Genomic DNA, 23724 nt, shown 5'->3' with positions numbered 1-23724 from the left:
GAGATAAGTCATTATGGCTACAATGAAATTTTTGTGTGACACCAAGCGCTGCATCGAGTGCAACGGCTGCGTCACCGCCTGTAAAAACGAAAACGATTCCGCCCTCGAGTGGGGTATCCAGCGCCGACGCGTCGTTACCATCCGTGATGGTGAACCCGGCGAAAGCTCCATTTCGGTCGCGTGCATGCACTGCTCCGACGCCCCCTGTATGGCGGTGTGTCCGGCCAACTGCTTCTACAAAACCGACGATGGCATAGTGCTGCACGACAAGGACACCTGTATCGGCTGTGGCTACTGCCTGTACGCCTGTCCGTTTGGCGCGCCCCAGTTCCCTAAAAAGGGTGCCTTCGGCAGCCGCGGTAAAATGGATAAGTGCACCTTCTGTGCCGGTGGCCCGGAAGAGAACTTCTCCGACGCCGAGCGTCAGAAGTACGGCAGCAACCGCCTCGCCGAAGGCAAACTGCCCATGTGTGCCGAGCTCTGTGCCACCAAGGCGCTGCTCGCCGGTGATGCGGAAGTGGTTTCCAGCATCTTCCGTGAGCGCGTGGCCTATCGTGGTGCCGACAACGGTGCCTGGAAGTAATCACAGCCAGGGGGGCGGTCTGTTCGCCCCCAACGGAGGTTAACAATGAACAATTGGTTCAAAATCCTGGCCGTGGCTGTGCTTCTCATGCTGGGGATGGGGCTCGGCCACGCCGCCGATGCCAATGCCCAGTTGGGAGATGCCCAGATGTGGGCCGAGCTGAAAGAGGGCGCTGTGGGTTACACTACCTCGACCAGTGAGTTTCATGGTCAGCCCATCAATACCTACGACCCCAGACTGCTGGAGGCTCGCGGCACCTGGTTGGCGCCGGGGCTGATGGCGGCGTTGTTTGGCATGATAGTAGTGTTTGCCCTGTTCATCATGGTCAATGGTATCTCCAAGTTGCACCACGGTTTTTCGGGCAAGATGGTGTACCGCTGGTCCAAGCTGGACGTGAGCATTCACTGGTTGGGGGCCATCCCCTGCCTGCTGCTTATCCTCACGGGTTTGGTACTGCTGGCAGGCCGCTTCTTCTTCCAACCCTGGTTGGGTGAAGGCGTATGGGCCGGCCTGGTGTATGCCGCCAAGCAGGTGCACGATGTCATGGCCATTCCCTTTATGATTGGCTGGGCGCTGATGACCCTGATGTGGGCCAAAAATCAGCTGCCGAAAATGTACGACATCAAGTGGTTTATGGTGGTGGGTGGCTATATCAACTTTGGCCCCTTCAAAAACCAGCACCCCGACGCGGGCTTTGCCAACGCCGGTGAAAAAATGTGGTTCTGGACCTTTGCCCTGTTCGGACTGGTGATCTCGGCCTCCGGCATGTTGCTGTTGTTCCCCAACCTGTTTGAGCCAAGTCGTACCTTAAGCCTCACCGCTCTGATCCTGCACGGCATCAGCGCCATCATTATTTGTGCCTTCTCCATAGTACACATCTTTATGGCGACCGTGATGTCAGAAGGCGGCATGGAGTGTATGGTGTCGGGTTATTGTGATGAGAACTGGGCAACGCAGCACCACAATTTGTGGTTTGATGAAATCAAGGCTAATGGTTCTCTGAAGTATAAGGACTAATTCCTTAACCTTTAATACTGAAAAGCCCCGCAATTGCGGGGCTTTTTGTTGCTTGCAGCAACGGGGCTGCTTTGAGTTGACTGAGCCAAGCTGCGCTTGGCAAAAGGTCGTGGGCGTCCCGCCCACACCCGGGGAAAGGGGGCCGTTTCGACTGGCCCCCTTATCCAATCCCCCTGCGACTCCCTACGAAGCGGAAAGCCCCTCGGTGATTTGCTTCAAATTGCCTGACGCGCCAGACGCTCATCCTTGATTCGACTGGCGCTGGCTCGGCGTCCTTGCCTCGCCCACGGCATTTGAACCAATCCCCTTCGGCCGCTTCGGGGGAGGAGTGGTGCTTTACGAAGGCTTGCCATGTTTTGAGTGAGGTTGTGATTGGCTTTTACTTAAAATCCTGAACGAGTGCGCTTTTCACCCAAGATGGATTTTGGTAAGTTTTAAAAATCGAATTTAAAAACAGTATGTTGTGACATTTGTGTGCATGTGCACGAAGCAAATATAGCAAGTCATAGGTGATGCTGTGCCAAGCAAAATTGAAATATATAAAAGGTTCAATGCTATTCCTTTTCCTCCCAAAGAAAGGGAAAAGCTGGGGATTGCGATCGAAACTATCGGGAAGCTTCCAATTAATGGATTGCGGCGCAATCCAGAAAATGGGACCTGTGGTTGGTACATTTGGTGTGGCGAAGAAATGTCTGACGATGCAGACTTTTTCAAGCCTCTGCATGTTGGCCACATATTGGAGTATCTGCCTGAAATTGAGCAGTATTTATCATTGCCACCAGGTTATAGATTTTTGGTTGCTCACGAGTACGAAGACGTTTGGCAAGATCTTCCGCTCACTACTCTATAACAAGGCCGCGTATGTCGCCTACGGTTGGGCTTGTGCTATGCAGTTCGCCCGTGTCGGCAAAACTAATAGCCTTTAGATGGATTATCGTATGACTAATAATCAACAAACCTTCTACAAGTATAAGTCACTACATAATTTTGAGTTTCTACTGGATTTGATTCTCAGGGAAAGATTGTATGCTGCTCTTCATTACGAATTAAATGACCCAATGGAAGGTGTGGTTAAGATTGACGGAACGATCCCAAAGGATAAAGAACAAGAGTGGGATGATTTAATTAAAACGTTCCGTATAGTCTGTTTTAGTCGAGAGAAAGATCACCCTCTGATGTGGTCTCATTATGCAGATGGGGCAAGGGGATGTGTTATAGAGTTTCAGTTAATTGATGATCAGCAAATACATAAGGTCTCATACGTCAAAAAGCCATTGATAACTGAGAAGCATATCACCAGAAAAAATGCGGAAGAAATTCTCATTTATAAAGAGAAGCCTTGGAAGTATGAGGCGGAAAGCCGATGTCTACTTGATGTGGATGACAAGTTTTTGCCCATTCATATCAAATCTGTGACATTTGGAAGCAGAGCTGAAAAATCAAAAGTAGATATGTTGATTCATATTTTATCGCTATGTAAGCCAGATTTGGCAATCCAAGTTATGGGTGAGCAAGGGCTAATTGATGGCATAAAAGTCGTGTCTCGTAACAGGAGGGTTTATATGAGAGATAGAGTTAGGAGTGAAGATTATTGCCCGCAATGTGCCGAGGTTAAAATGACGCAACAAGATTATGTTTCACGGCATCGTGGGTAGAGGAACTCTTGAGCAAAATGGTGGGAGAGGCTGCACATCGTGCTTTCCCATGGCTTTGCTTTGGAACTATAAGGGCGGTGTTTCATTGCCGCTGGGCTCTTTTCTGGCGCAGTGTGTGATAAGGGGACGGGCTGAGAAGTGTTGCACCCGTCCCTTATTTTGATCAGATAAGAGTCAGGGTCACATCCACGTTACCGCGAGTGGCGTTGGAGTAGGGGCATACCTGGTGCGCCTTTTCAATCAGGGCTTGGGCCTGGGTCTGCTCCAGACCTGCAAGCTTGACGCCCAGCTCCACCGAGATGGCGAAGCCCACGCCCTTGGGGTTGGCACCTATGCCGACCTTAGCCGTAACCTCGGGTTCGTTTGGCAGTCGCAGTTTGTCCTGGCCGGCGACAAATTTGAGTGCGCCGATAAAGCAGGCGGAATAACCGGCGGCAAACAGCTGCTCTGGATTGGTGCCCGGACCGTCATTGCCACCCAGGGCCTTGGGTGTGCTGAGTCTGACACTCAGGCGACCATCGTCGGATGCGGATTTTCCTTCACGTCCACCGATAGAAGTGGCGCTGGTATTGTACAGTGCGTTCATAAGTATTCCTCGTTAAATAGGTGTCTGGTTGCGTTCGTTTAGCTTTGTTATTTCAATAATAGTTATCGCGGTAACTATGCTGTGAAATAAAAAGCCATTACGGCGTCTTGATGATAAAGTTATCGCGATAACTAAATGTGCGCAAGTATAAATGACGGCGCAACGTGCAAGAACGCCTGAAATGTGAGCTGGATCACGTATGGGGCGGCAGATGGGAGTTGAGCATTGTGAAGCGGTCGCAGCTTGGTAAGGGGCTGGGAAATCGCAGGGTTAGCTGCCGAGTTTGTCGCGCAGGTCGTCCAGCAGCTGTTTGAGCGCTTGCAGTTCGGGGATTTCCATTCCGCAGTGGCTAATGATGCATTGGTTGACCTCAAGGGCCTGTTGCTCCATGGCCTTGCCTGCTTCGGTCAGGGAAATCACCAGAGAGCGCTCATCCTCATCGCTGCGGCGTCTGTGTACCAGACCCTGGCTCTCCAGGCGCTTGATGACGGGGGTCAGAGCACCCGATTGTTGCCCGAGACGCTCTGCTATGTCCTTGAGGCCCATTCCATCCTGCTCCCAGAGGATCAGCATAATGAGATACTGGGTGTACGTCAGGCCCAGTGGCTCCAGCAGCGGTTTATAGAGAGAGGTCATTGCCAGCGAGGTGGAGTAGAGGGCAAAACAGAGCTGGTTGTCCAGAAGCAGGCGTTGATGGCTGGGCATGGCTTTTATCTTCAATGACTTGTTTGGCGGCACTATAGCAAATGCGACCGGGGCGGGCAAAAGTCCGGGCAGGGCGCGGCATAGAATTGATGATCGGTGTCGTCCCTGTGCCTCCGTGTGCGCGGCTGACTCGCGGGCCAAGGTTATGTATCCGGCTTGTAATCGTGTGATAAACGAACTGTGTATTCGCAATGGCTAAAATATGCGCTGCTTAACAAAAACGGTAATCTAAACTTGCTGGAACGGCCAAATTGGTGGAAGTTCACATTTTACCTATGTCTAAATGGGTAGGCTATGGATAGCAAACTCGAAATGTTTTCTTTGTTTTTCAAAAAGATCCATTTCAGATAATCTTTGACAGGAAGCCCTATGACCAGCAGTTCAACCTTAGCCATTCCCGCCGCCCATCAGGCGCAAGTCGATATTACTCTGCCGGCATGGCTGCTGGGCACCGCTGAGCGGGTGATGAACTTCTATGTTGATCGCAACCTGCGGCTCGATACCCTGTCGGTCGATACCATGCCCGCACCAGTGCCCGGCAAAAAGTACATGCTGTATGCCCACGTGCCCTTTTGCCATACCCTCTGCTCTTACTGCACCTTCCACCGCTTTACCTTTAAAGAGGATAAGGCGCGCGCCTATTTCATTTCACTGCGCAAAGAGATGACCATGGCCAAGGAGCTCGGCTATGACTTCGAATCCATGTACATAGGTGGCGGCACTACCACCGTGCTGGAAGACGAGCTGGCCCGCACCATTGAGCATGCGCGGCTGCTGTTCCCGTCCATTAAGGAAGTCTCCTGCGAGTCTGACCCACGCCACCTAGCAAGCCCAGAGTTCCGTCAGCTCAAGGGGCTGGTGGACCGCATGTCCATTGGGGTGCAGAGCTTCGATGACGGCATTCTCAAGATGACCGACCGCTTCGAGAAGTTTGGCTCGGGGCTGCAAACCTTTGACCGTATTCAGGCGGCCAAGGAGCTGTTCCCCATCATCAACGTGGATTTGATTTTTGGTTTCCGTGGCCAGACGGAAGAAGTGATCCAGCGGGATCTCGACATGGCCCGTCGCCTCGACCCCCGGCAGATCACCACCTATCCGCTGATGATCACCCACCAGACCCGCAAGAGCGTGAAGGGCAAGCTGGCGGCGCCACAGGCGGATCTGGCCCGTCAGTACAGCCAAATCCTCACCAGTTTGCGTGGCCAGTACAACCAGCTGTCGAGCTGGGCATTCGGCAAGGCCAACGACGAAGGCTTTGACGAGTACGTGATTGATTATGATGAATACCTAGGCGTAGGCTCGGGCTCGTTCAGCTTCCTCGGTGACACCCTGTATGTGAACACCTTCTCGCTGCGCAAATATCAGGAGCGCATCGAGGCGGGCAAGATGAGCGTTGAGCAGCAAAAACGCTACGACACCAAGGCCATCATGCAGTACCGCTTTTTGTTGGGGCTCTTCTCAGGCAGGCTGTCGCGCCAGTATTTCCGCGACACCTTTGGGGTGAATCTCGATACCGCATTGTTTAAGGAAATGGCCGCCATGAAACTGATCGGCGCCCTGAAAAACGACCCCGCCAACCCCGAGGAACTCCTGGTGACCGACAACGGCAACCTGATGGGCCTCTTAATGATGAAAGAGTTTTACTCCGGCATGGATAACGTCCGGGCACAGCTGCGCAAGCCGCTGAAGAATTGCGATATGTAAGGCGTGCTTGTACCTGTAGGAGGTTAGCGGCATTCAATATTGACGCGTTTACTCTGCGATATTGGTTGCGGGATGGTCCGGTGCGATAAGCCCGCTGGCTGAGTCCACGAACCGCTGACAGAAGCTGTCTGCACAAACCTGTTGGCGACCGTTGGCTTTTGCCCGGTAAAGCAGTTCATCAGCCTGACGAATCGCCTCTTCAATGTCCGGGATGTCAGTTGCACCGTTACCCTCGAGAGCAGCAATACCGGCTGAGAAGGTAACATTAAAGCCAATGGCCGGATCCTGCTGACACACCTGAATAAATGAGCGTTGCACACGCTTTAGCAGGCCTGCAAATACAATGGGGTCTTTCTCCGTCGCCAGCAGAATAAACTCCTCACCACCAAAGCGGCCGATAATGTCCGTTTGCCTCAGTGTCTTTTTCGCCGCCTGAGCAAATGCCCGCAAGACGGCGTCGCCAATGTGATGCCCATGTTTATCATTGATGGCTTTAAAGAAATCCAGATCCAACAGGGCAACGGATAACGGGAACTGCTGACGTTCGGCAAGTCGTTGCATCTGACGGGCCTGATGTAAAAAGGCACGCCGGTTAAGCAGTCCCGTTAAAGGATCCGTATCCGAGAGTTGTTGCAGTTTTATCCTGTGCTGGCGGCTGCGAAGTAGGTACAGCGACAATATCAGGGTGATCATTACGCCTGCACTAATCACTATCAGTGTGATATGCAGCCTTGCTTTTGCTTTTTGTTCTGCCGCGGCAATACGTGCTGCTTGTTTTTCTTGCGCTGCGGCCTGTGTTTCTTCCTGAGCCAGTGCCAGGCGGGTTTGAAAGCTGCTTAGCATTAACGACCGCGCCTCAGCGTCTTTTGCGGCTCTTAATTGATGATAACGCTGAGAGGCTTCAAGTGCGGCCTGATAATGACCTTGCTTCTGATAAATTTGTTGCAGTAGATCCTGACGCTCCCAGTTATCTTCTTCTGTAATTCTGTCAGCCATTTCTTGCGCCGCTGACACATTCCCCAGCAATAGATATGCTAGCCCGGCATAATATGCAGAGCTCTCATTCAGGTGCGGTATTTGCTGTACGGGATTGAATTGCATTAATCGATTTACATTGGAAACGTTGCCTTGCTGAATTTCTGCCAACCAAACAATTTTTTCCATGACGTCTGAACAGGCGATATTATTGTGGGCTGACAGCGAAGCCTGGGCATAACGAACTTTTTCCTGGAACGGCAGAAAATACATATTGGCAATGTTGCAGTAAATAATTGCCATGTGCTCAGAGTTATTTTTCTGCTCATAGTGCTGCGCGAGTTTGCCGTATTGCTGAATGGCTTGTTCCGTGTCACCAATCAAACTGCTGTGATAGGCTAGCTCTTCTTCAAGATAAAATAATAGATCTTTGCTGTTTGTACTTAATTCAACTTCCTTTGAAATTTGTGAGAGACGAAAGAGAGGTTGTGGGATTTTTTCAAAAAGTTGAAGCTTATAATACGCCTCGAGTAAGTGTTTTAAAAAAATAACATGTATATATGGTATGTTTCCTAGTTCAGGTTTTTTTTGTATGTTTTCCAGTAAATTGACGGCCAGTTCAGGGTTGTTTTGATAGGCATATATTTCATAGCTTTTAACTGTCATAGCATAGATGTATAGTTCTGGTTGTTTATCATAGCTAATCAAATCAAATGCTTTAGATAAGCTCTCATTAATATAAGATAATCCGTGAAACCGCAGTTTTTCAGCTTTGAAGGTTAATAATGCGGCTGTTCTTACTGGGTCGTGTTTTGCCTCACTGATATTTAGGTCTATCTTACTGATAACGCTATCCAGATTTTCTTTTGAAAGTGCTTTGTCCAGTTGTGCCAGCTCTTCCTGGAGGTCTGCCATGCCGTATCGCTCTTGCGCCAGAGCAGGTTGTGTTACCAGCAGTACCGTCAGCCCTGCAATGATGAGCCGAATAAAGCGCAGCATGGGTTTTTGACCATCCATGTCGAGAGCAGAGTTAAAAAGCGAATAGGGCATAGCACTGAAGATCAACAGAGTCACTCCAATAGCAAGTTTTATACAATGTTACATATAATCAAAAAAATAGGCTGTTGTATTTTGCTTGTTTTGTGAACAAAATATCTGTTTGTTGCCATGCCACACGAAGCCACAGCCAATGTCGAAATATTCGTTAATCACCTTGGCGGTACTTAAGCCCGCTGGCATTTTATCCCTCTCTGGCTTGTTCAAAGCTGGGGAGGTGCTTCAGCCCTGTACTTATTAAGCTTACCCTTGGTTAACTTGTGGTTCCGTATTAGCCTTCCGCTCGTTTCCCGGAATCGCAGGAGACGGCGAAATATTCCGACGCTGTGCTTAAGGTAAATCTGGGGTACAGGTTAATCAATTCTTCATAAGCAGTCGGTTTTCTGTGCTGCAACTCAAACAGGGCTCTCAGGTGATGTTCCTTGAGTCCGCCGGAGTTTTGTTCGAGGGTATTCATCACCCTTTCTCTGTCGATTTCAACACCAAACATGGTGAAGGAACCCGTAGAGAAAGACTTGATGGCAAAGTAGAGCGGATCGAGTTCGTCATCCCGCCATTCGAGATTTGGATGGCTGCCGCTGATACTTTCATAGACACGCGGCTCACCAATTTGGGCTGCCGCCAGTGCAATGGCTTTGATTTCCTTGTCTGTCCAGGCCATATCATTGGCCCAGAACAGCCAAGCGGTTGAATCCAGCTGCCCCAGCATCGCCAGCAGTGTTTTGCGGTCTGGCTGAGCACCTTGTTGTTTTAACCACTGAGCGACTTCCAGGCTGGGCATATTGAAGTTGAGTGCTAAAAATGTGTTGCTGAGCAGCACCATGTATGACCTGTCCTCCTCTGAGGACGCCTGAGCCAGCAGTGTGCCAACGGGGTATTGCTGCCAGTCTGTTGTTTGTTGCATGGCGTCCCGCAGGGGCGCAATTAGCTCGTTCATTTGCGAAGGCAGACTGGTATCAGAAGACCAGATTTTCTCGTCGCAGTAGCGTATTTCAGGCGAGTTTTTCACTTTGTCCATAAAAGGCGAGTCGCGATATTGGGCCAGTTTCTCCGGGTTGAATCGGCGGGCATCAAACCATGCTTGCTGCTGTTCGCATTGCTTTAAACGTGCCCTGGTGTCTTCGTCCAGAGTACTGCCGATATTCCCAAGCTGCTGCAACAGGTCTTGTCTGGCGGTAACGTCATAGCTATCTGTGTACGCTACGTGAACAGAGAATCCTTGTTCTTCCAGGATTTTTACCGTGCGAATTGCCCGTCCACCCCGTCGCATTTTACTTGCGCTGCTCAGCACCACAGGCTGCGCTTGGGGTAACTTTTCCCAAAACCTGGTAAAGGCCTCAGTGCGAACAAGGGTCTCGGTAATTTCCAAATGCAAACCAATCAGAGTGTTGTACATCAGCTGGTTTTCGTACGCCGCATCGGATTGCAGCAGGGATGGAAAGGTATCCAGCAAGGTAGTGGCAGATGTCAGGTCACCGACCTTCAGCGACGCCAAATAAAAGCGCGGTATCGGGCTCAAATAGTGGTTTTCGAGTATCTCGGATGGCACAGAAGCACCGCGAATTTGGGAAATATACACATCAATATCTCCTTTGTCCGGCGCCCTGTTCCAAAGGTTTGGAAATTGTGTTTTCCACAGGCGTCCTATCCCAATCTCCATAGCTGACAGATTGTCCGCCAGGTCGCTGGTTGCTGGAAGTTGAAAGACGCCATTCGCGGTTTTCAATACTTCGCGGCCCGGCCCACTTCGAGACAGAAAAGACTCAGCAGTTAACACCGCCTCACGTAATTTGACGAATCGATAGAAATCCCGGCCTTTGTCAAAGTCGTCCACCGCCAATGCATCGGCTATATCCAAGAGTGGTTCGCCCTGCTGGTAGAGCTGCCATGCCATCAGAGTGCGCTGCTGTTGTTGTTTATAGTCGGCATCAGCGCCCAGGCCTGCAGCCCGCAGACACTCGACGGCACTCAGACTGGTCTCCAAAGGGCTATCTTCGAAGGTCAGCAGCTGTGTTTGCCGGTTTGCCTCTGTGATAGTGTCAGCGGTATCTCCCGGGGCATCCTGACCGCTTTCTAAGGCCGTTGTGTTACCCGGCTCCAAGGTGGTTGGGGACGGCGAAAGTATGGTTAACGCGCCAACAATGCCCAGGATGGCGGCGATGGCCAAGGTTATTTGGGTCTTATTCATAACAATCCCTGTAACGCGCGCTCGTTGCCGCCTGGCTGCCGGAGTGGCGGTGTTATAACGCAGTGGCTGAGTGGATGCTTAACCGGGCAGGACGTTGATGAAGCAACTGTCGAGGTTGACGCTGAGTCATGGCGGTCCATGCCGTATGAGAGTTCACTTAAAACAGCCATGTTTTCATACTGGTATCTCTGATTCAAGGAGATGTCATCAGATTCAACCGTTCACTTAGCTTGCTCTAACCTTGCCATGAGAAGTGGATAGAATAACGATCGCCGTGCGTGTTTGATTTCAGACATAACCCAATTTTTCATTCTAAGAGCCGTATTACTGCAATTCAATTACTGTGATATGTGATCTTGCTTTCTCAATCAGCCGATTCAATTTTTCGACTACTGCTGGACAGATACAATTAAATGTAGTTTTGTACGGATTGCCGAGAGTGAACTTTCATAAATACGGATTTTATGTAAAAAATATCTATTTAATTTAGGTTTGTATCTAGGTTTTCTGGCGAGATAGAGTGATGGTCTTTAAATGTGCGAGTTTTTATATGGCATGATTTTATTGCCACATATAGAGTCAGTAAAGAATCTCAGAAGGTTGAGATTCCTTACTGTAACTTATTTAAATTGGATCTTTATATTCTTTATAGCAGAATGCATTAGGTGCAATCCAACTGCGCGTATGAACCTCTCCGTCTCCGAGGTTTATTACTTCCGTGTACATTGCAACTCCAGTACCTATACATGAATAACTCACATTCGCGTGAGCTTGATAAGAGTAGAATAGTCCCAGAAAAATAGTAGTTACTGCAATTATGTATTTCATTTTATACTCCTTTTGTGTGTTTCTAAATCAAGATCAAGCTAACAGTTGAGTTATAAATGAAAAATAACAATTAAGTCTTATTTTTCTAACATTAATTGGTAATATTTTCTTTTTGTAGTTCTTTCGATGTGTGTCAGCTATTTTTGAGAGCCAGGATTTAATTGGATTTTCTTAGCACTATGGATTTCAGCGATGGCGAGCACTACTACGATATCCGCTTTGAGCAACTGGACATGGCCAATGCCTGTTATCGGGACATGGAGTTTGAAGACTGCGTGTTTTCAGATTGCGACTTCGCGGCTGCCTCTTTCCAAAACTGCCGCTTTACTCAATGCCGCTTTGAGCGCTGTAATCTCAGTCTGGCGGTGTTTGCCGCAAGCCGCTTGTTCGGCGTGACCTTTATAGAAAGCAAGCTGATCGGGGTGGACTGGACCCGTGCCGATTGGCCCGACTTTCATCGTGACTTTGAGCTGGCATTCCAGCAATGCATCCTGAACGACGCCTCTTTTTATGGCCTGACGATGGAGCAACTGGTCATGGCCGAATGTCGGGTGCAGGAGGTGGATTTTCGCCACGGCAACTTCAGCGGCGCCAGCCTCACCCAATGTGACTTCTCCGGCAGCCTGTTTGTGCAAACCAATTTAAGCCGTGCCGACTTCAGCGGCTCTGAAGGTTTTAACATCAATGTGCTTGAAAACACTCTCAAGGGCGCAATCTTTTCGCGGTTCGATGCCTTGAGTTTGCTGGAGTCGCTGGGCATAGAGTTGGTGGATTAACTCTGGGGCGATTCGGTGAGCGCCTTGGCATTTACAAGGAAAGGGATTGATGTGAAGTTGCTTAGTTAGCACAGGATTGTTGAATTGTTCTCTGTTAACTGCATGAAAATAACAGACTTGCCAGTATAACCATTTTTATTGTGCGATTTTTGTTGTGGGCTGTGATAATTTGAGCAAACGAATAAGTTACAGGTTCAGCCAATTATGGACAGAGCTGTCATTTCGGCCTTCCGGGTCGCCATCATTTATGCGGTTTTTGCCGGATTCTGGATCCTGTTTTCAGATATTGCCGTCGAATTACTGCTGGACAGCCCTCAGCTTCGCGCCATTGCGCAAACCTATAAAGGATTGGCCTTTGTCATTATCACGGCAACCCTGCTGCTGATGTTGGTGCTCAGGAGCAACAGGGCGCTGGAAAAAGCCAACGACATGGACACCTTGACCGGGCTGAGCAGCCTCAGCGTGTTTATCCGCTCCCTGAATAATACCATCCGTAAACTCAAGCCAAATGAGCGCCTTATCCTGGGCTATCTGGATATCGATGATTTCAAGCAAATCAACGACACGCTTGGCTATGAGCGAGCCGATGCCTTCTTGCGGGATTTGGCCAACGACATCAGTGATGCCGCCCTGCCTGGCTCTGTGGTGTCACGCCTACATGCAGACCAGTTTGCCAGTTTTGGCCGCCTGGATACCTCGGTGGATATGGAAGCCCATATTCGGGGGTTTCAACGTTTGTTCGCTCACCGTGCCAGGCAACATGGGATAGATGCCACTTGTTGTATTGGTGTTGCCCTGTTCCCTGCCGATGGCACCAATGCCAAAGAAATGATGGTATCGGCCACCGAAGCGCTGAATATTGCAAAAAAGAAGAAAAACGCCATTCAATACCATGATAAGGCACTCAGCGAAAAAGCCTCGCAGCGACGCCAGTTGGTCATGGATTTACGCCAGGCCATCAGTGACGAGGTCCTGTCGCTGGTGTATCAACCCAAGTATGAATTGAGCACGCTTACTGCCTGCGGCGTTGAAGTGCTGGTGCGTTGGCATCACCCGGTGAAGGGCTATATTTCCCCCGACGTGTTTATTCCACTGGCCGAGGAAAATGGTATGACAGCGGCCATCTCCAAGCTGGTTGTCGACAAGGCAGCAGCTGAGCTTGGCAGTGCAGGTTTGCTGGATGGCAGTCTGGCGCATGTGGCAGTGAATGTGTCGGCGGACGAATTCAATAACGCCGACGAAATGTATGCACTGACCCAATTTATCAAAAGCAAAAAAGCTCTGGCACCCTATGTGCGGATTGAAATCACCGAAACTGCCACGCTCACCGACATGCAAAAAAGTGTGGAGATTATTTCCAACCTCCAGGCCAGCGGTATCACTTTTTCCATCGATGATTTCGGTACCGGTTATACCTCCCTCGCAATGCTCAAAGACCTGACCGTGGATGAAATTAAAATCGATCGCAGTTTTGTCTCCGGGGTGGAGCTGGACGAGCGCTCATGCACCATCGTCAGTGCCATTGTCGCCATGGCCCAAAGTTTCGATATCCATATCGTGGCTGAAGGGGTCGAAAATGCCGCGCAGCTGAAAATATTGCAGGATATGGGATGCCAGCAGGCTCAGGGGTTTTATCTGGGACGTCCCATGGCATTGCATGATTTGGTGAAGCACCTTAACCAAGACACCACCGAGTTCAGCGCCGCTCACTGAGGGACGAGGCTGAGATACTGGCCTGCGCCCAGGGTAAAAAGCCACAGGCCCCAGAGGCTATGTTCCAGCACGCAGGCGGCAGTTGAGCGGGAGCTGGCATAGGTGTATGCAAACATCAGCCCTCCAACAAACGCCAGTACCACAGCAATCCAATTGGCATAGATGATATGGGCCAGGGCAAATACAGCTGCACTGACCCAAATTCGTAATGTCTTGCTTGGCATTATCCCTTTGAATCGGTGGAATAAATAAGTGCGAAATATCAGCTCCTGCGGGATCACCGAAAACAGCGGATACAGGGCAAGCAGCAAACACCAGGTGTAAAAATCGCGGGTGGGCAGTACAAAGACTTGCTCCGGGGCATAAGCAGACAGAGCCAGGATTGATATCAATACGCCAACAGCAAACAGCACCGGCGAGTACCACAGCAGGCGTTTCAGATTGGCATAGTTGGTCAGGCGAAAACGCTTAAAGTGGCTATCGTTCAGGATCAAAAACAGGCACAGCAATGCCAGCAGGCACAGCAGAGGTAACAACCAGTTGCTCAGTAGGTGTCGATAGTGAAAGGCGGTAAGTGGCAGGAGCACAAACATGCACACAAACTCTGCCCATCGCAGTAACCGGCTTGCCATTTTATTCTCCCATGGGTCTCCAACAACACTAGCACAGGACGTAAACTCTCGTTTTGCATCTTGGTTGGATGAATATTTTTGGCAATAAATTCAATCAACAGCCATACTCAAGTGCCAAAAGGGAGGCTGGGATCCGATATGACAACCAAGACTGTGTGGCTGATTATTCTGATGGGCTACGGGCTCACTGGTGCCCTGTTTGCGGGAGCCTGGATGCTTGGCTGGTGGCTGGCAGGTTTGCTGTCGATGGCGGCCTTCGGTGCTCTGGTTGCCTGGGCTATCCGACGCCAGTTCGCCGACAGCGCCCGGTTTTTGGCACAGTCCATGGACATTCACAACGGTAGCGTCGACCTCCAATCCAGGCTGGATGCTGCCAACCATTCCTCTCTGCGTGAATGTATTGAGGCCAGCAACGGCATGCGGACTTTTATGGATCAGCAACTCTTGCTGGTGTCCGAGTCTGTGGGGCGTCTCATTCCAATCTCATCTGAATTATCAGAGTCTTACTCAAATATGACCCAAAAGGTCAGCCTGTAGAATTAAGTCAGCGGTGCCATTGAAGCCGACATGGAGTCCATGTGGCAGGCCTGTTTGCATGTGCAGGCCATGACAGAGCGCATTGTGGCGGCCTCTAATGCCAGCGATGACAGGGCCAAGCAAGGCATGAGCACTACCCAGGTTGCCCTGACGAGTTTTTATGACTTGGCCGAACGTCTGGAAAAGGCCTTTGCCGAGGTGGAACAACTCAAACAAAGCAGTGACAGAATTGGCGGCATACTCGAGGTGATCAACTCTATTTCACAGCAAACCAACTTGCTGGCACTGAATGCCGCTATTGAGGCGGCCAGGGCCGGAGAGGCGGGCAGAGGGTTTGCTGTAGTGGCCGATGAAGTTCGTTCTCTGGCTGGCCGAACCGCCGAGTCAACCCACGAGGTGCGTGCCATTACCGATGAAATCTTGCGGGCGGTGAGCATGCTGTCCCAGCATATCCACGAATCCCACGGTGAACTCTCGGTGACCCAGAACCAAATCGATGGGGTGGAAGTGTCTCTGTCCGGCATCGCAGAGGCCGTGCAGGAGACCAATGGCGCAGTGGCCGAGATTTCTCTGGCCATCGAAGATCAGACCCGGGCGGCCAAGCATGTGCGCCAGTCCATTGAGGGATTGCAGGACCTGAACCGGGATGCACTGACAGGCTCGCAGATGCACACGGTCTCGGCCGATGATCTGACCCGGCTGGCGAACCATCTGTATGACAAGATGGCCGTGTTTCAACTGTCACAGCACCCAGATAGCAAAACGTTCGTGCGCCGCAGCCAAAGCCGCAATGAGCCTGAACCTTCTGTGGCAGGCTCATCAGGGGTGGAGCTGTTTTAGCCGAGCCGTCCCTGATTAGCCGGGATTAGTCGGTCTGTTAAGCCTTGCGATCCGAGGGATGATTGACCCCATCACAGACGGGGACGTCACCCAAAAGGAAGGGATCCACGCCTTCCAGGCAACCGATGTTGTATCCAAACTCGGCAGGATTGGAGCGGCGTTGGTGATGGGTGTAAATGCCACAGTGGCCGCAGAAGAAGTGCTTGGCCGTGCAGGTGTTGAATTGGTATTGGCGCAGCGCGTCCTGCCCTTTGAGAATTTTCAGCCCCGCCAGCGGCACGCTGGCGGCTATGGCGCCACGGCGACGGCACATGGAGCAGTTACAGCGACGTGGATTGACAATCCCATCGGGTAAATAAAGCTCCAACACCACGGCGCCGCAGTGGCAGCTGGCAAGATGTTTGTCCCGTATTTGTGTGTTTCCCACCTGTTTAATCATTGCGCACATCCCCCAGGTGCAGAGCCAATGAAGAAGTCTTAAGGTACGGCTGAAGGTGAGACCGGGCAAGTAAAATGCGTGGTTTCGGCTAGTTTACTGCGCAAAGCACATGGTCAGCGCCTGAGCTCTGGAGAGAGCGACATCCATAAAAAAACCGGACGCGTAAGCGTCCGGTTTTGTCAATTGAAGAGCTTACTCAACCTTACTTTGATCGCCTGCTTTAATCAGGGCGAAATCATCCACCTTGATGTATTTGCGGAAGGCCTTGTTCAGGTCGTCTGCCGTCAGTGCAGCCAGTTTGGCTTCAAAATCGGCATCAAAGGCCATGGTGCGCTCAAGCTTGAGGTTGCTCACCAGGGTGCCCACCAATTCTTTGTCCTGCGAGCGGCTGACCTTACGGCCCTGCAGCAAGCCAGACTTGGCAGCTTCCACTTCGTCGGCAGTAAAGCCGTCTTTCAGCAGCCTGGCTATCTCCTCCCGGAAGCCGAGTTCAACCTTGGCCAGGTTTTGTGGCGCGCAGATGGCGTAGGCACCCAGGGAGCCGCGCTGATCTTCACTGCTTAAGCGCAGGAAAGAGCCGGCACCGTAGCTCAGGCCATCCTGCTGGCGCAGACGGGTGGCCAGACGCGAGCTTAAGAAGCCGCCGCCGAGGATGTAGTTACCCAGGGTCAGTGCAGGCGCATCGGCATCCATATCACCCACAGGCAGACTGAGGGAGGCCACAAAGGTGGCGTTTTCCTTGTCCGGTGTGTTGAAGGTGATGGGCGAGGCATCGAGCTTCACATATGGCGAGGCGATACGCTGATAGGTCTGCTTGCTCTTCCAACCCTTGGTGAGGGTGTCCAGGGCGCTGACTGTGGCGTCTTTATCGAAGTCACCGATAATGGACACCTGCATCTGCTTGGCATTGTAGAAATCGCCGTGGTAACGCTTCACCTGCTTGAGGGTGAGCTTTTCCAGCTCGGCCAACTGCTCTTCAAAGGTGCCGACATAACGCGGGTCGTCCTTGCCATAGGGTGACTGATGGCGGCTGTAGGCATTAAAGGCCAGCGACTGTGGGTCTTGCAGGTTTTGCTCAATGGCCACCTTGGTTTCAGTCTTGTACAGCTCAAACTCTTTTTCAGGGAAGCTGGGGCTTCGCAGCACGTCCGTGACGATATCGAGCACCGGCAACAGGTTGGCCTTCGTGGTTTCTACCGAGGCAAACAGGTTACCATTGCTGCCACCGATACGCAGGCTCGCCTGCAGCTTATCCAGCTCTTCTTTGATTTGCTCGCGGCTGTATTTACTTGAGCCACGCAGCAGCATCTCACCTACTGCATCGCCAACGGCATTCTTGCCAGACAGGCTGCGAAGGTCGCCAAACTGGCCGCTTATTCTCACCACCACGGATTCGCCGCGGGTCTTTTTCTGCAGCAAAGACACCTTGGTGCCTGAACTCAGGGTGAGGGTTTCGGTGCGGCTGTCGATGTTGGCCTGTGACGGGTCAAAGGCCTCACCCTGTGCCACCTGCTCGCGGCCCTTGTAGTCTTTGACCAGGGCATCGACGTCGGCCACCAGAGGAATTTCTACCCGTGCCGGTTTCTCGGCCGGAATAAAGCGCCCCAGGGTGCGGTTGTTCTGGGTGAGATAGTACTCGGCAACCCGCTGCACATCGGCGGCACTGACACTCTCCAGACGGTCACGGTTCAAAAACAGCAAACGCCAGTCGCCCATGCCCAGCCACTCAGACAACTCAAGCGCTACACGCTCGGAGGAGTTGAACGCCAGGGTCAGGTTTTTCAGCAGGGTACGCTTGGCGGTTTCCACTTCTTTGTCGGTAATGGGGTTATTGCGAATGGATTCCAGGGTATCCAGCAGGGCCTTTTGGGTGGCATCCATGTCGGCGGTCTTGTCCATTTCGGCCATGAAAATGGCCACACCGGGATCTTGCCACTGGAAGTTCATCCCAAATACCGAGGAGGCCAGCTTGGCTTCGACCAGCGATTTGTGCAGGCGGCCGTTGGGGGTGGCCGACAGCACTTCATTGAGTACATCGATAGCGGCATAGTCCTCGTGGGCGCCCGGCGGCACATGGTAGATGGTGCCGAGCAGTTGCACGTCGCCAACCCGGCGCACGGTAACCTGACGCTCGCCGTCCTGTGCAGGCTCCACAGTGTACAGAGGCTCTATGGTGCGGTTGGGCTTGGGAATAGTGCCGAAGGTGGCTTCAATCTTTTTCAGCATGTCTTCTGGCGCAAATTTGCCCGCTACAATCAGGGTGGCGTTATCGGGCTGATAATACTTGCGGTAAAAGTCCTGTAGACGCTCGATGGAGACATTCTCCAAATCAGAGCGTGCACCTATGGTGGACTTGCCATAGTTATGCCATTCAAACGCAGACGCCATCATGCGCTGCAGCGTGATGCGAAAAGGACTGTTTTCGCCGCGCTCAAACTCGTTGCGCACCACTGTCATTTCGCTGTCGAGATCTTTCTTGGCGATAAATGAATTGACCATGCGGTCCGATTCCATAGACAAGGCCCAGTCGATGTTTTCTTCGGTGGCGGCGAAGGTCTCAAAGTAATTGGTGCGATCTGTCCAGGTGGTGCCGTTGGGGCGGGCACCGTGGGAACTCAGCTCTGCCGGAATGTCCTTGTGCTTGGGGGTTCCCTTGAACACCAGGTGCTCCAGCAGGTGGGCCATACCTGTCTCGCCGTAGTTTTCGTGCTTGGAGCCGACTTTATAAGTCACGTTAACGGTCACGGTTTCCTTGGTGGGGTCAGGAAACAGCAACACCTTGAGACCATTGTCGAGGCGATATTCGCTGATACCTTCTACCTCGGTGACCTTTTGGAGGTCGGCCAGTGCCTGAATGGGGGTGAGACTGCACAGGGCCAGCACCATGGCGGTGGCCAGGGTCGGCAGGCGCCGCTTGAAAGTGGTTTGCATTGAGACGTCCTTTTCCTTGTTGAAGGGATTAAAAAATCAACATTAACAAGCCCTAATAACACAATCCAGTTTTTTACGCCGTGGCGTGCCGGCGCAGCTTCCCGGGGATGAAAATCCGCTGCTATCTGCATAGCTGACTATACTTTGAGACTGCGGTAGCGCTTTTATGCAATTAATTCATTCACTTCAATGCGTCACCATTTTATGGACAGCCAGTGGAGACAGACAATGCCCCTGCCAGTAAGCCCGCTGCAAGCGCTGGATTATGCCTCGGCCCTGAGGCGTCTTGGCGGAAATCAGCAACTGCTGAATGCCGTATTGGCAAAGTTTGCCGAAGATTTTCAAACGTTTCCCGAACGTTTAGTTAGCCTGTCTGAGGCGGGCCAATGGGACGAGCTGAGGATCCTGACCCATACCCTCAAGGGAAGTGCTGCCAACATCAGTGCCGGGCGCCTGAGCAGCGCCGCCGCTGCCATCGAAAGCGTAATTAAGAGTGGTGCTGTGATGCTTTCTCCAGCGCTTTGCGGCGAGTGTCTGGAGGCATGGCAGCAGTTGTCGCAAGAGCTTGAGGCCATACACGAAGCCCAGCAGGTACCTGAGCCGGTCGCCATGAGTCTCACCGAAATGTTGGTAAGGCTGAAACGGTTGGAGGTGCTGATTGACAATGATTTTGCTGCGGCAGACGCCATGTTTCTCGAACTGAGGCAACTGCGGGTGCCTGATAGATACCAGAGTGACTTCAATCTGTTTATCAAATTATTCGATGCATTTGATGTGCGTGCAGCCAAGTCGGTTTTGGCCAGACTGTTGGGGAGGGAAGCCTGATGCGTGATAAACCGGAACTCTTGTTGGTGGATGACTCTCCCAACGAAATTCGTATATTGATGGAAATTCTCAAGCAGGATTATCGTCTCAGGGTGGCCACCAATGGTGCCCAGGCGCTGGAGATGATTGCCGAAGCCAACCCTGATCTGGTGTTGATGGATGTGGTGATGGAGCCCATGGACGGATATGAGGCCTGTAGCCGTCTTAAGCTGGACTGGCCCGAATTGCCGGTAATCTTTGTCTCGGCCAACACAGAAACCGATGAAATCCTCAAAGGCTTTGCTGCGGGCGGCCAGGACTATATTACCAAACCTTTTGATCCCGAGATTTTACAGCGAAAGGTCAGGCTTACCTTGTCGCAGGCTGCGCAGCGCCTGCAACTCTCCAGCGAAAAACAGCAGGCCACGGCCATGGTGATGGCCGCCATGAACAGCGCTGCGGATATCAGTGTGGTGGTTAATTTTCTGCGGGCCTGCACCAAGCACAGGGATGCCCAGGCCCTGGTACAGGAAATCTGTCGTGCCAGTGCCAATTTTGGGGTACAGGTGTGCAGTCGTATTGTGGGCGTGGGTGACAGGCCCTTTTATGCCGCCAGTCAGGGGGCTGTGCAGCCCCTTGAACAGGTGTTGATGGATAGGGCCTCGGAGTTTGAATGCCGCATGCTGGAAAAAGGTAACCGACTGATTTTAAAATTTTCATCCGTGGTGATGTTGGTGAAAAATCTGCCGGAAGTACCTTCGCGTGCCGGTGAGCTTAAAGATTACCTGCTTATCCTGATGGAAGCGGCACACGACCTCAATCAGCGGGTCACCGCCGATACCAGCATGGCGCAGCAGCGGCTTTCCCTCATGATGGATACCATTGACAAGTCCCGGGTAGCCCTGCAGGAAATCAAAGACTTCCAGGTTGACCACAAGGAAAAAAACCTCGCCATTATGAATCAGTTGATGCTGGAAATTGAAACCGGCTTTGTCTCCATGGGACTCTCGGAAGAGCAGGAAGTCTGGATAACAGGGGTTATCAAAGACAAGCTGGATGAGAGTCTGGCGCATCTGGAATCAGGGCTGACGGTCGACCGCAAGCTCCATGGCATAGTCGAGCAGCTTGATGCCCTGGTGAAAACCTTTTAATCGGCACAGTCACAGCCCCGGCGCCACATCAAACCCGCGCCGAGGGCTGTGATCAGCATCAGGGTCGGTAACACCACAAAGTGCACCATGGGTGAGGCCGCCAGCTGAAAATTCAGCCACAGCAACAGATACCAGCTGACACCCAAATAACCGCTGCCCATCAAAACCTGAGTCAGAGAAAACTTTTTCATGGCCTTACCTCCTTGGTGGCGATGAAAAGAGTTTAAAAAAACACCAGCAAACCTTAAAGTGTCGTTAATGACAGTTTTATGGTTGAAAGTGACACAATGATGCAGACAGCTTGCAACACCCTGAATATCGCGATCCTGATACCCGAGACACCGGTAATGAGCGGTGTGACGGCGTTTTTGGATCTGTTTCGCCATGCCAATACCTATGCTGAACGAACCGGTCATGCCGGTGTACCCTCGATAGAGCCCAGAGTGTACTCGGCCCGGGGAGGCTGGGTGAGTGCCGACGGGATAGGGGTGGAATCCTTGTCCATGGCCGCGCTGGACCTGACACAGGTCAATGCTCTGGTAATCTCGGCGCCGCTTATTCTGGATGGTCGGGACTTGCATCGCGAACTGGCGGGCTTCAAGGCCTTTGATGTTCAGATTAAGGCCTTGGCAGATCTAGGTGTACCCGTCGCCGCATGCTGCGCCGGTGCCCTGCTGTTGGCTGACACCGGGCTCCTGGATGGTCGTAAGGCCACAACGGCCTGGTGGCTGGCGCCGCTGTTTGAGCAACACTTTCCCAAGGTTAAGCTGTCGATGGAATCTTTGGTGGAACGCGATGGCCTGTTTTTTACCGCAGGTGCCTCCACGGCAAGCTACAGCCTGGGACTGGCCCTGTTGGAGCAATTGGTGGATGAGCACTTTGCCCAGGCGATGGCCAAAGTCTTTCTAATCGACCCCAACCGCAGCTCCCAGCGGGTGTTTATGGATCAGGTGCCACTGCAGCCCCTGCATACGGATCCCCAGGTGGCAGACATCATGCACTGGATAAGCAATAACCTCACCGGGGATTTGGCGTTGGAGTCGCTGGCCGAACGTTTTGCCATGGGCAAGCGCACCCTCATTCGGCGCTTCAAGGCAGCGCTGCACGACACCCCCTCGAGTTACATTCAAAAGCTGCGCATAGACAGAGCAAAGCGCTTACTGGAGCGCACCGATCTGCCTCTGGAGCGCATCCTGCCTGAGCTGGGATACGAGGATGTCAGCTCGTTTCGAAAGCTCTTTATCCAACATACCAGCCTGACCCCCAAGGCATACCGGGAAAAGTTTCGCCCCAGCGAGCGCTGCTGCGACCACTGAGGTGGCCGATATCATCCGGCCAAGGGGCTAAACGCATTGGACATATGTCCTAAAGCCCGGGTATTGGGGCATGTCGGCAGGGTCTTTTCCCCTTGGTACTGGAACTTTCGTTGTAAACTCCGGCCTTAAAAACCAAGACGTAACAGGTTGGAGCTTGCATGCCCCGGATTCACTTTGACATCAATCCACGACAGTGGTGGCTTCGCCATCTGCACATCCCCCTGCTGCTGGGGCTGACATTTTTGGTGTTGGCGACCCATTGGGACTGGGATATTTCTGTATCTTCAGCGTTTTTCCGCCTGGAAGGCGGTGTGCATTCCTGGCCGCTGAGATATTGGTGGTTAACCGAGAAGGTGTTGCATACCGGCGGTCGGGATTTGGTGGTACTGGCATCGGTGCTGTTACTGGCCTTAACGGTAACCGCCGCGCTGAGTCAGCGTTATAAACCTTATCTGCGCGGATTTCTGTATCTCCTGTGCTCAGTGGCACTCAGCGTGATGCTGGTGCGTTGGGGTAAGTCGCTGACTCAGGTGAACTGCCCCTGGGATCTGACCTTATTCGGTGGCAAGTATCCCCATGTGCCTTTTCCGGCGAGCATGGAAGGCCCGGGTTTTGGGGGGCAGTGCTTCCCCGGCGGTCATTCCAGTGGCGCCTTTGCCTGGGTCGCGCTCTACTACTTTGCCATGGCCTATTTTCCCCGCTGGCGCTGGCGTGTACTGGCTTCAGTGCTGGCGGTTGGGGCTGTGTTTGCCCTGACTCAGGAGCTTCGCGGTGCGCACTTTTTAACCCATGATATTACCAGCCTGTTGTTGTCCTGGCTGGTGGCCACCTTACTCTATCCGCTGTTTTGGCGCCGTGGCTTTAACGCTGACAGGGCTCTTTCCGTCAACGTCGCCAAGGCCGCCAACGCAGTCGCCAAGCCAGACTGAGTTTGAACCGGGCAAACCGCCGTGTTGATGTCGCGACGTTAAAACTGAGATAGCAATGCCAGCAGCAGTAGCAGTGAAGAGAGACTGATGGCGGCCTTGTGGAGTCTTAAGTAGATAACCACGGGCGTATCCTGGCTGTCTTTCAGCTCACCCTGGCTTAAGGCTTCCTTGATGTAATTACTTCTAACCGCCGTGCCGGGGTGGCGGTTGTAGCTGTAAGCTTGATGCCAGATATGTGGGTAGTGAGACTTGATGTGGGCGACCAGCCTGCGCCAGGCTCCCAGGTCCAGTAGCTGCAATGCCAGAACCAGATAAATGACATAATCGGCTGTGTGCATGTGATTTTTCCTCCCTGCTAA

At 52.1% G+C, this 23724-nt stretch carries 22 protein-coding genes; 13 read left to right on the top strand and 9 right to left on the bottom strand.

The window, feature by feature from the left end:
* The first annotated feature begins 13 nt into the window (after positions 1 to 13).
* From fdh3B to K0H79_RS18930, 4 genes are all read left to right on the top strand, one after another.
* Positions 14 to 583, top strand: coding sequence for a formate dehydrogenase FDH3 subunit beta (gene fdh3B, locus K0H79_RS18945; protein WP_220066158.1), 570 nt, complete (start codon positions 14 to 16; stop codon positions 581 to 583).
* 45 nt (positions 584 to 628) lie between these two features.
* The gene (locus K0H79_RS18940; protein WP_220076877.1) at positions 629 to 1600 is read left to right on the top strand and encodes a formate dehydrogenase subunit gamma; all 972 of its coding nucleotides are present in this window, start codon (positions 629 to 631) and stop codon (positions 1598 to 1600) included.
* Between the two features lie 517 nt (positions 1601 to 2117).
* Positions 2118 to 2450: a hypothetical protein gene (locus K0H79_RS18935; protein ID WP_220076876.1), complete on the top strand. Its 333-nt coding sequence runs from the start codon at positions 2118 to 2120 to the stop codon at positions 2448 to 2450.
* 88 nt (positions 2451 to 2538) lie between these two features.
* Positions 2539 to 3255, top strand: coding sequence for a DUF2971 domain-containing protein (locus K0H79_RS18930; protein ID WP_220076875.1), 717 nt, complete (start codon positions 2539 to 2541; stop codon positions 3253 to 3255).
* Positions 3256 to 3418: 163 nt separating this feature from the next.
* On the opposite strand, the gene K0H79_RS18925 is transcribed toward K0H79_RS18930, so the two are convergent.
* Together K0H79_RS18925 and K0H79_RS18920 are read right to left on the bottom strand one after the other, a co-directional pair.
* On the bottom strand, positions 3419 to 3841 hold the full coding sequence (locus K0H79_RS18925) for an organic hydroperoxide resistance protein (protein ID WP_220076874.1): 423 nt from the start codon (positions 3839 to 3841) through the stop codon (positions 3419 to 3421).
* 270 nt (positions 3842 to 4111) lie between these two features.
* The gene (locus K0H79_RS18920; protein ID WP_258405439.1) at positions 4112 to 4546 is read right to left on the bottom strand and encodes a MarR family winged helix-turn-helix transcriptional regulator; all 435 of its coding nucleotides are present in this window, start codon (positions 4544 to 4546) and stop codon (positions 4112 to 4114) included.
* Positions 4547 to 4915: 369 nt separating this feature from the next.
* Here K0H79_RS18920 and K0H79_RS18915 point away from each other — a divergent pair, with 369 nt between their 5' ends.
* Positions 4916 to 6250 carry a coproporphyrinogen III oxidase family protein gene (locus K0H79_RS18915; RefSeq protein WP_220066153.1) on the top strand — a complete coding sequence of 445 codons (1335 nt, stop codon included), beginning with the start codon at positions 4916 to 4918 and terminating at the stop codon, positions 6248 to 6250.
* Between the two features lie 48 nt (positions 6251 to 6298).
* On the opposite strand, the gene K0H79_RS18910 is transcribed toward K0H79_RS18915, so the two are convergent.
* Positions 6299 to 8290 (bottom strand): GGDEF domain-containing protein, encoded by a 1992-nt coding sequence (locus K0H79_RS18910; RefSeq protein WP_220076873.1) that lies wholly within the window; start codon positions 8288 to 8290, stop codon positions 6299 to 6301.
* A gap of 262 nt (positions 8291 to 8552) precedes the next feature.
* The gene (locus tag K0H79_RS18905) at positions 8553 to 10469 is read right to left on the bottom strand and encodes a hypothetical protein (protein ID WP_220076872.1); all 1917 of its coding nucleotides are present in this window, start codon (positions 10467 to 10469) and stop codon (positions 8553 to 8555) included.
* 1007 nt (positions 10470 to 11476) lie between these two features.
* Here K0H79_RS18905 and K0H79_RS18900 point away from each other — a divergent pair.
* Both K0H79_RS18900 and K0H79_RS18895 read left to right on the top strand, forming a co-directional pair.
* Positions 11477 to 12073: a pentapeptide repeat-containing protein gene (locus K0H79_RS18900; RefSeq protein WP_220076871.1), complete on the top strand. Its 597-nt coding sequence runs from the start codon at positions 11477 to 11479 to the stop codon at positions 12071 to 12073.
* A 204-nt stretch (positions 12074 to 12277) separates the two neighbouring features.
* A complete protein-coding gene (locus tag K0H79_RS18895; protein ID WP_220076870.1) occupies positions 12278 to 13786 on the top strand; it encodes a bifunctional diguanylate cyclase/phosphodiesterase in 1509 nt (502 codons plus the stop codon).
* Here the strand turns inward: K0H79_RS18895 and K0H79_RS18890 are convergent.
* Complete coding sequence (locus K0H79_RS18890; protein WP_220066148.1) at positions 13780 to 14418, bottom strand: CPBP family intramembrane glutamic endopeptidase; 639 nt, start codon at positions 14416 to 14418, stop codon at positions 13780 to 13782. The two genes, K0H79_RS18895 and K0H79_RS18890, sit on opposite strands and share 7 nt — an antisense overlap.
* Before the next feature lie 138 nt (positions 14419 to 14556).
* On the opposite strand from K0H79_RS18890, the gene K0H79_RS18885 reads away from it, so the two are divergent.
* Positions 14557 to 14955: a hypothetical protein gene (locus K0H79_RS18885; RefSeq protein WP_220076869.1), complete on the top strand. Its 399-nt coding sequence runs from the start codon at positions 14557 to 14559 to the stop codon at positions 14953 to 14955.
* 30 nt (positions 14956 to 14985) lie between these two features.
* Positions 14986 to 15795 carry a methyl-accepting chemotaxis protein gene (locus tag K0H79_RS18880; RefSeq protein WP_220076868.1) on the top strand — a complete coding sequence of 270 codons (810 nt, stop codon included), beginning with the start codon at positions 14986 to 14988 and terminating at the stop codon, positions 15793 to 15795.
* 37 nt (positions 15796 to 15832) lie between these two features.
* Here K0H79_RS18880 and K0H79_RS18875 read toward each other — a convergent pair whose 3' ends face one another.
* Positions 15833 to 16234 carry a GFA family protein gene (locus K0H79_RS18875; protein WP_220066146.1) on the bottom strand — a complete coding sequence of 134 codons (402 nt, stop codon included), beginning with the start codon at positions 16232 to 16234 and terminating at the stop codon, positions 15833 to 15835.
* A gap of 192 nt (positions 16235 to 16426) precedes the next feature.
* On the bottom strand, positions 16427 to 19165 hold the full coding sequence (locus tag K0H79_RS18870; RefSeq protein ID WP_220076867.1) for a pitrilysin family protein: 2739 nt from the start codon (positions 19163 to 19165) through the stop codon (positions 16427 to 16429).
* Positions 19166 to 19393: 228 nt separating this feature from the next.
* Between K0H79_RS18870 and K0H79_RS18865 the strand changes: the two genes are divergently transcribed.
* Positions 19394 to 19990, top strand: coding sequence for an Hpt domain-containing protein (locus tag K0H79_RS18865; protein WP_220076866.1), 597 nt, complete (start codon positions 19394 to 19396; stop codon positions 19988 to 19990).
* Positions 19990 to 21120, top strand: coding sequence for a response regulator (locus tag K0H79_RS18860; RefSeq protein WP_220076865.1), 1131 nt, complete (start codon positions 19990 to 19992; stop codon positions 21118 to 21120). Before K0H79_RS18865 ends, K0H79_RS18860 begins: the two co-directional genes overlap by 1 nt.
* Here K0H79_RS18860 and K0H79_RS18855 read toward each other — a convergent pair.
* The gene (locus tag K0H79_RS18855; RefSeq protein ID WP_220066142.1) at positions 21117 to 21311 is read right to left on the bottom strand and encodes a hypothetical protein; all 195 of its coding nucleotides are present in this window, start codon (positions 21309 to 21311) and stop codon (positions 21117 to 21119) included. The genes K0H79_RS18860 and K0H79_RS18855 overlap by 4 nt on opposite strands.
* A gap of 96 nt (positions 21312 to 21407) precedes the next feature.
* Between K0H79_RS18855 and K0H79_RS18850 the strand changes: the two genes are divergently transcribed.
* Together K0H79_RS18850 and K0H79_RS18845 are read left to right on the top strand one after the other, a co-directional pair.
* On the top strand, positions 21408 to 22436 hold the full coding sequence (locus K0H79_RS18850) for a GlxA family transcriptional regulator (protein WP_220076864.1): 1029 nt from the start codon (positions 21408 to 21410) through the stop codon (positions 22434 to 22436).
* A gap of 158 nt (positions 22437 to 22594) precedes the next feature.
* Positions 22595 to 23365: a phosphatase PAP2 family protein gene (locus K0H79_RS18845; protein WP_220076863.1), complete on the top strand. Its 771-nt coding sequence runs from the start codon at positions 22595 to 22597 to the stop codon at positions 23363 to 23365.
* A gap of 38 nt (positions 23366 to 23403) precedes the next feature.
* On the opposite strand, the gene K0H79_RS18840 is transcribed toward K0H79_RS18845, so the two are convergent.
* Positions 23404 to 23703, bottom strand: a complete 300-nt coding sequence (locus tag K0H79_RS18840; protein WP_220076862.1) for a hypothetical protein — start codon at positions 23701 to 23703, stop codon at positions 23404 to 23406.
* Positions 23704 to 23724: the final 21 nt, after the last annotated feature.

The organism is Shewanella sp. FJAT-52076, from assembly GCF_019457455.1.
Lineage (GTDB): Bacteria > Pseudomonadota > Gammaproteobacteria > Enterobacterales > Shewanellaceae > Shewanella > Shewanella zhangzhouensis.
This window is presented reverse-complemented; position numbering and strand designations above follow the sequence as displayed.

What these genes read in the sequence shown, in the direction of transcription:
- K0H79_RS18905 (WP_220076872.1), bottom strand. Translation starts at nt 10,469, where the DNA reads ATGAATAAGACCCAAATAACCTTGGCCATCGCCGCCATCCTGGGCATT.
- K0H79_RS18900 (WP_220076871.1), top strand. Translation starts at nt 11,477, where the DNA reads ATGGATTTCAGCGATGGCGAGCACTACTACGATATCCGCTTTGAGCAA.
- K0H79_RS18940 (WP_220076877.1), top strand. Translation starts at nt 629, where the DNA reads ATGAACAATTGGTTCAAAATCCTGGCCGTGGCTGTGCTTCTCATGCTG.
- K0H79_RS18870 (WP_220076867.1), bottom strand. Translation starts at nt 19,165, where the DNA reads ATGCAAACCACTTTCAAGCGGCGCCTGCCGACCCTGGCCACCGCCATG.
- K0H79_RS18880 (WP_220076868.1), top strand. Translation starts at nt 14,986, where the DNA reads ATGGAGTCCATGTGGCAGGCCTGTTTGCATGTGCAGGCCATGACAGAG.
- K0H79_RS18875 (WP_220066146.1), bottom strand. Translation starts at nt 16,234, where the DNA reads ATGATTAAACAGGTGGGAAACACACAAATACGGGACAAACATCTTGCC.
- K0H79_RS18855 (WP_220066142.1), bottom strand. Translation starts at nt 21,311, where the DNA reads ATGAAAAAGTTTTCTCTGACTCAGGTTTTGATGGGCAGCGGTTATTTG.
- K0H79_RS18885 (WP_220076869.1), top strand. Translation starts at nt 14,557, where the DNA reads ATGACAACCAAGACTGTGTGGCTGATTATTCTGATGGGCTACGGGCTC.
- K0H79_RS18930 (WP_220076875.1), top strand. Translation starts at nt 2,539, where the DNA reads ATGACTAATAATCAACAAACCTTCTACAAGTATAAGTCACTACATAAT.
- K0H79_RS18840 (WP_220076862.1), bottom strand. Translation starts at nt 23,703, where the DNA reads ATGCACACAGCCGATTATGTCATTTATCTGGTTCTGGCATTGCAGCTA.
- K0H79_RS18860 (WP_220076865.1), top strand. Translation starts at nt 19,990, where the DNA reads ATGCGTGATAAACCGGAACTCTTGTTGGTGGATGACTCTCCCAACGAA.
- K0H79_RS18845 (WP_220076863.1), top strand. Translation starts at nt 22,595, where the DNA reads ATGCCCCGGATTCACTTTGACATCAATCCACGACAGTGGTGGCTTCGC.
- fdh3B (WP_220066158.1), top strand. Translation starts at nt 14, where the DNA reads ATGGCTACAATGAAATTTTTGTGTGACACCAAGCGCTGCATCGAGTGC.
- K0H79_RS18890 (WP_220066148.1), bottom strand. Translation starts at nt 14,418, where the DNA reads ATGGCAAGCCGGTTACTGCGATGGGCAGAGTTTGTGTGCATGTTTGTG.
- K0H79_RS18865 (WP_220076866.1), top strand. Translation starts at nt 19,394, where the DNA reads ATGCCCCTGCCAGTAAGCCCGCTGCAAGCGCTGGATTATGCCTCGGCC.
- K0H79_RS18850 (WP_220076864.1), top strand. Translation starts at nt 21,408, where the DNA reads ATGATGCAGACAGCTTGCAACACCCTGAATATCGCGATCCTGATACCC.
- K0H79_RS18915 (WP_220066153.1), top strand. Translation starts at nt 4,916, where the DNA reads ATGACCAGCAGTTCAACCTTAGCCATTCCCGCCGCCCATCAGGCGCAA.
- K0H79_RS18925 (WP_220076874.1), bottom strand. Translation starts at nt 3,841, where the DNA reads ATGAACGCACTGTACAATACCAGCGCCACTTCTATCGGTGGACGTGAA.
- K0H79_RS18895 (WP_220076870.1), top strand. Translation starts at nt 12,278, where the DNA reads ATGGACAGAGCTGTCATTTCGGCCTTCCGGGTCGCCATCATTTATGCG.
- K0H79_RS18920 (WP_258405439.1), bottom strand. Translation starts at nt 4,546, where the DNA reads ATGCCCAGCCATCAACGCCTGCTTCTGGACAACCAGCTCTGTTTTGCC.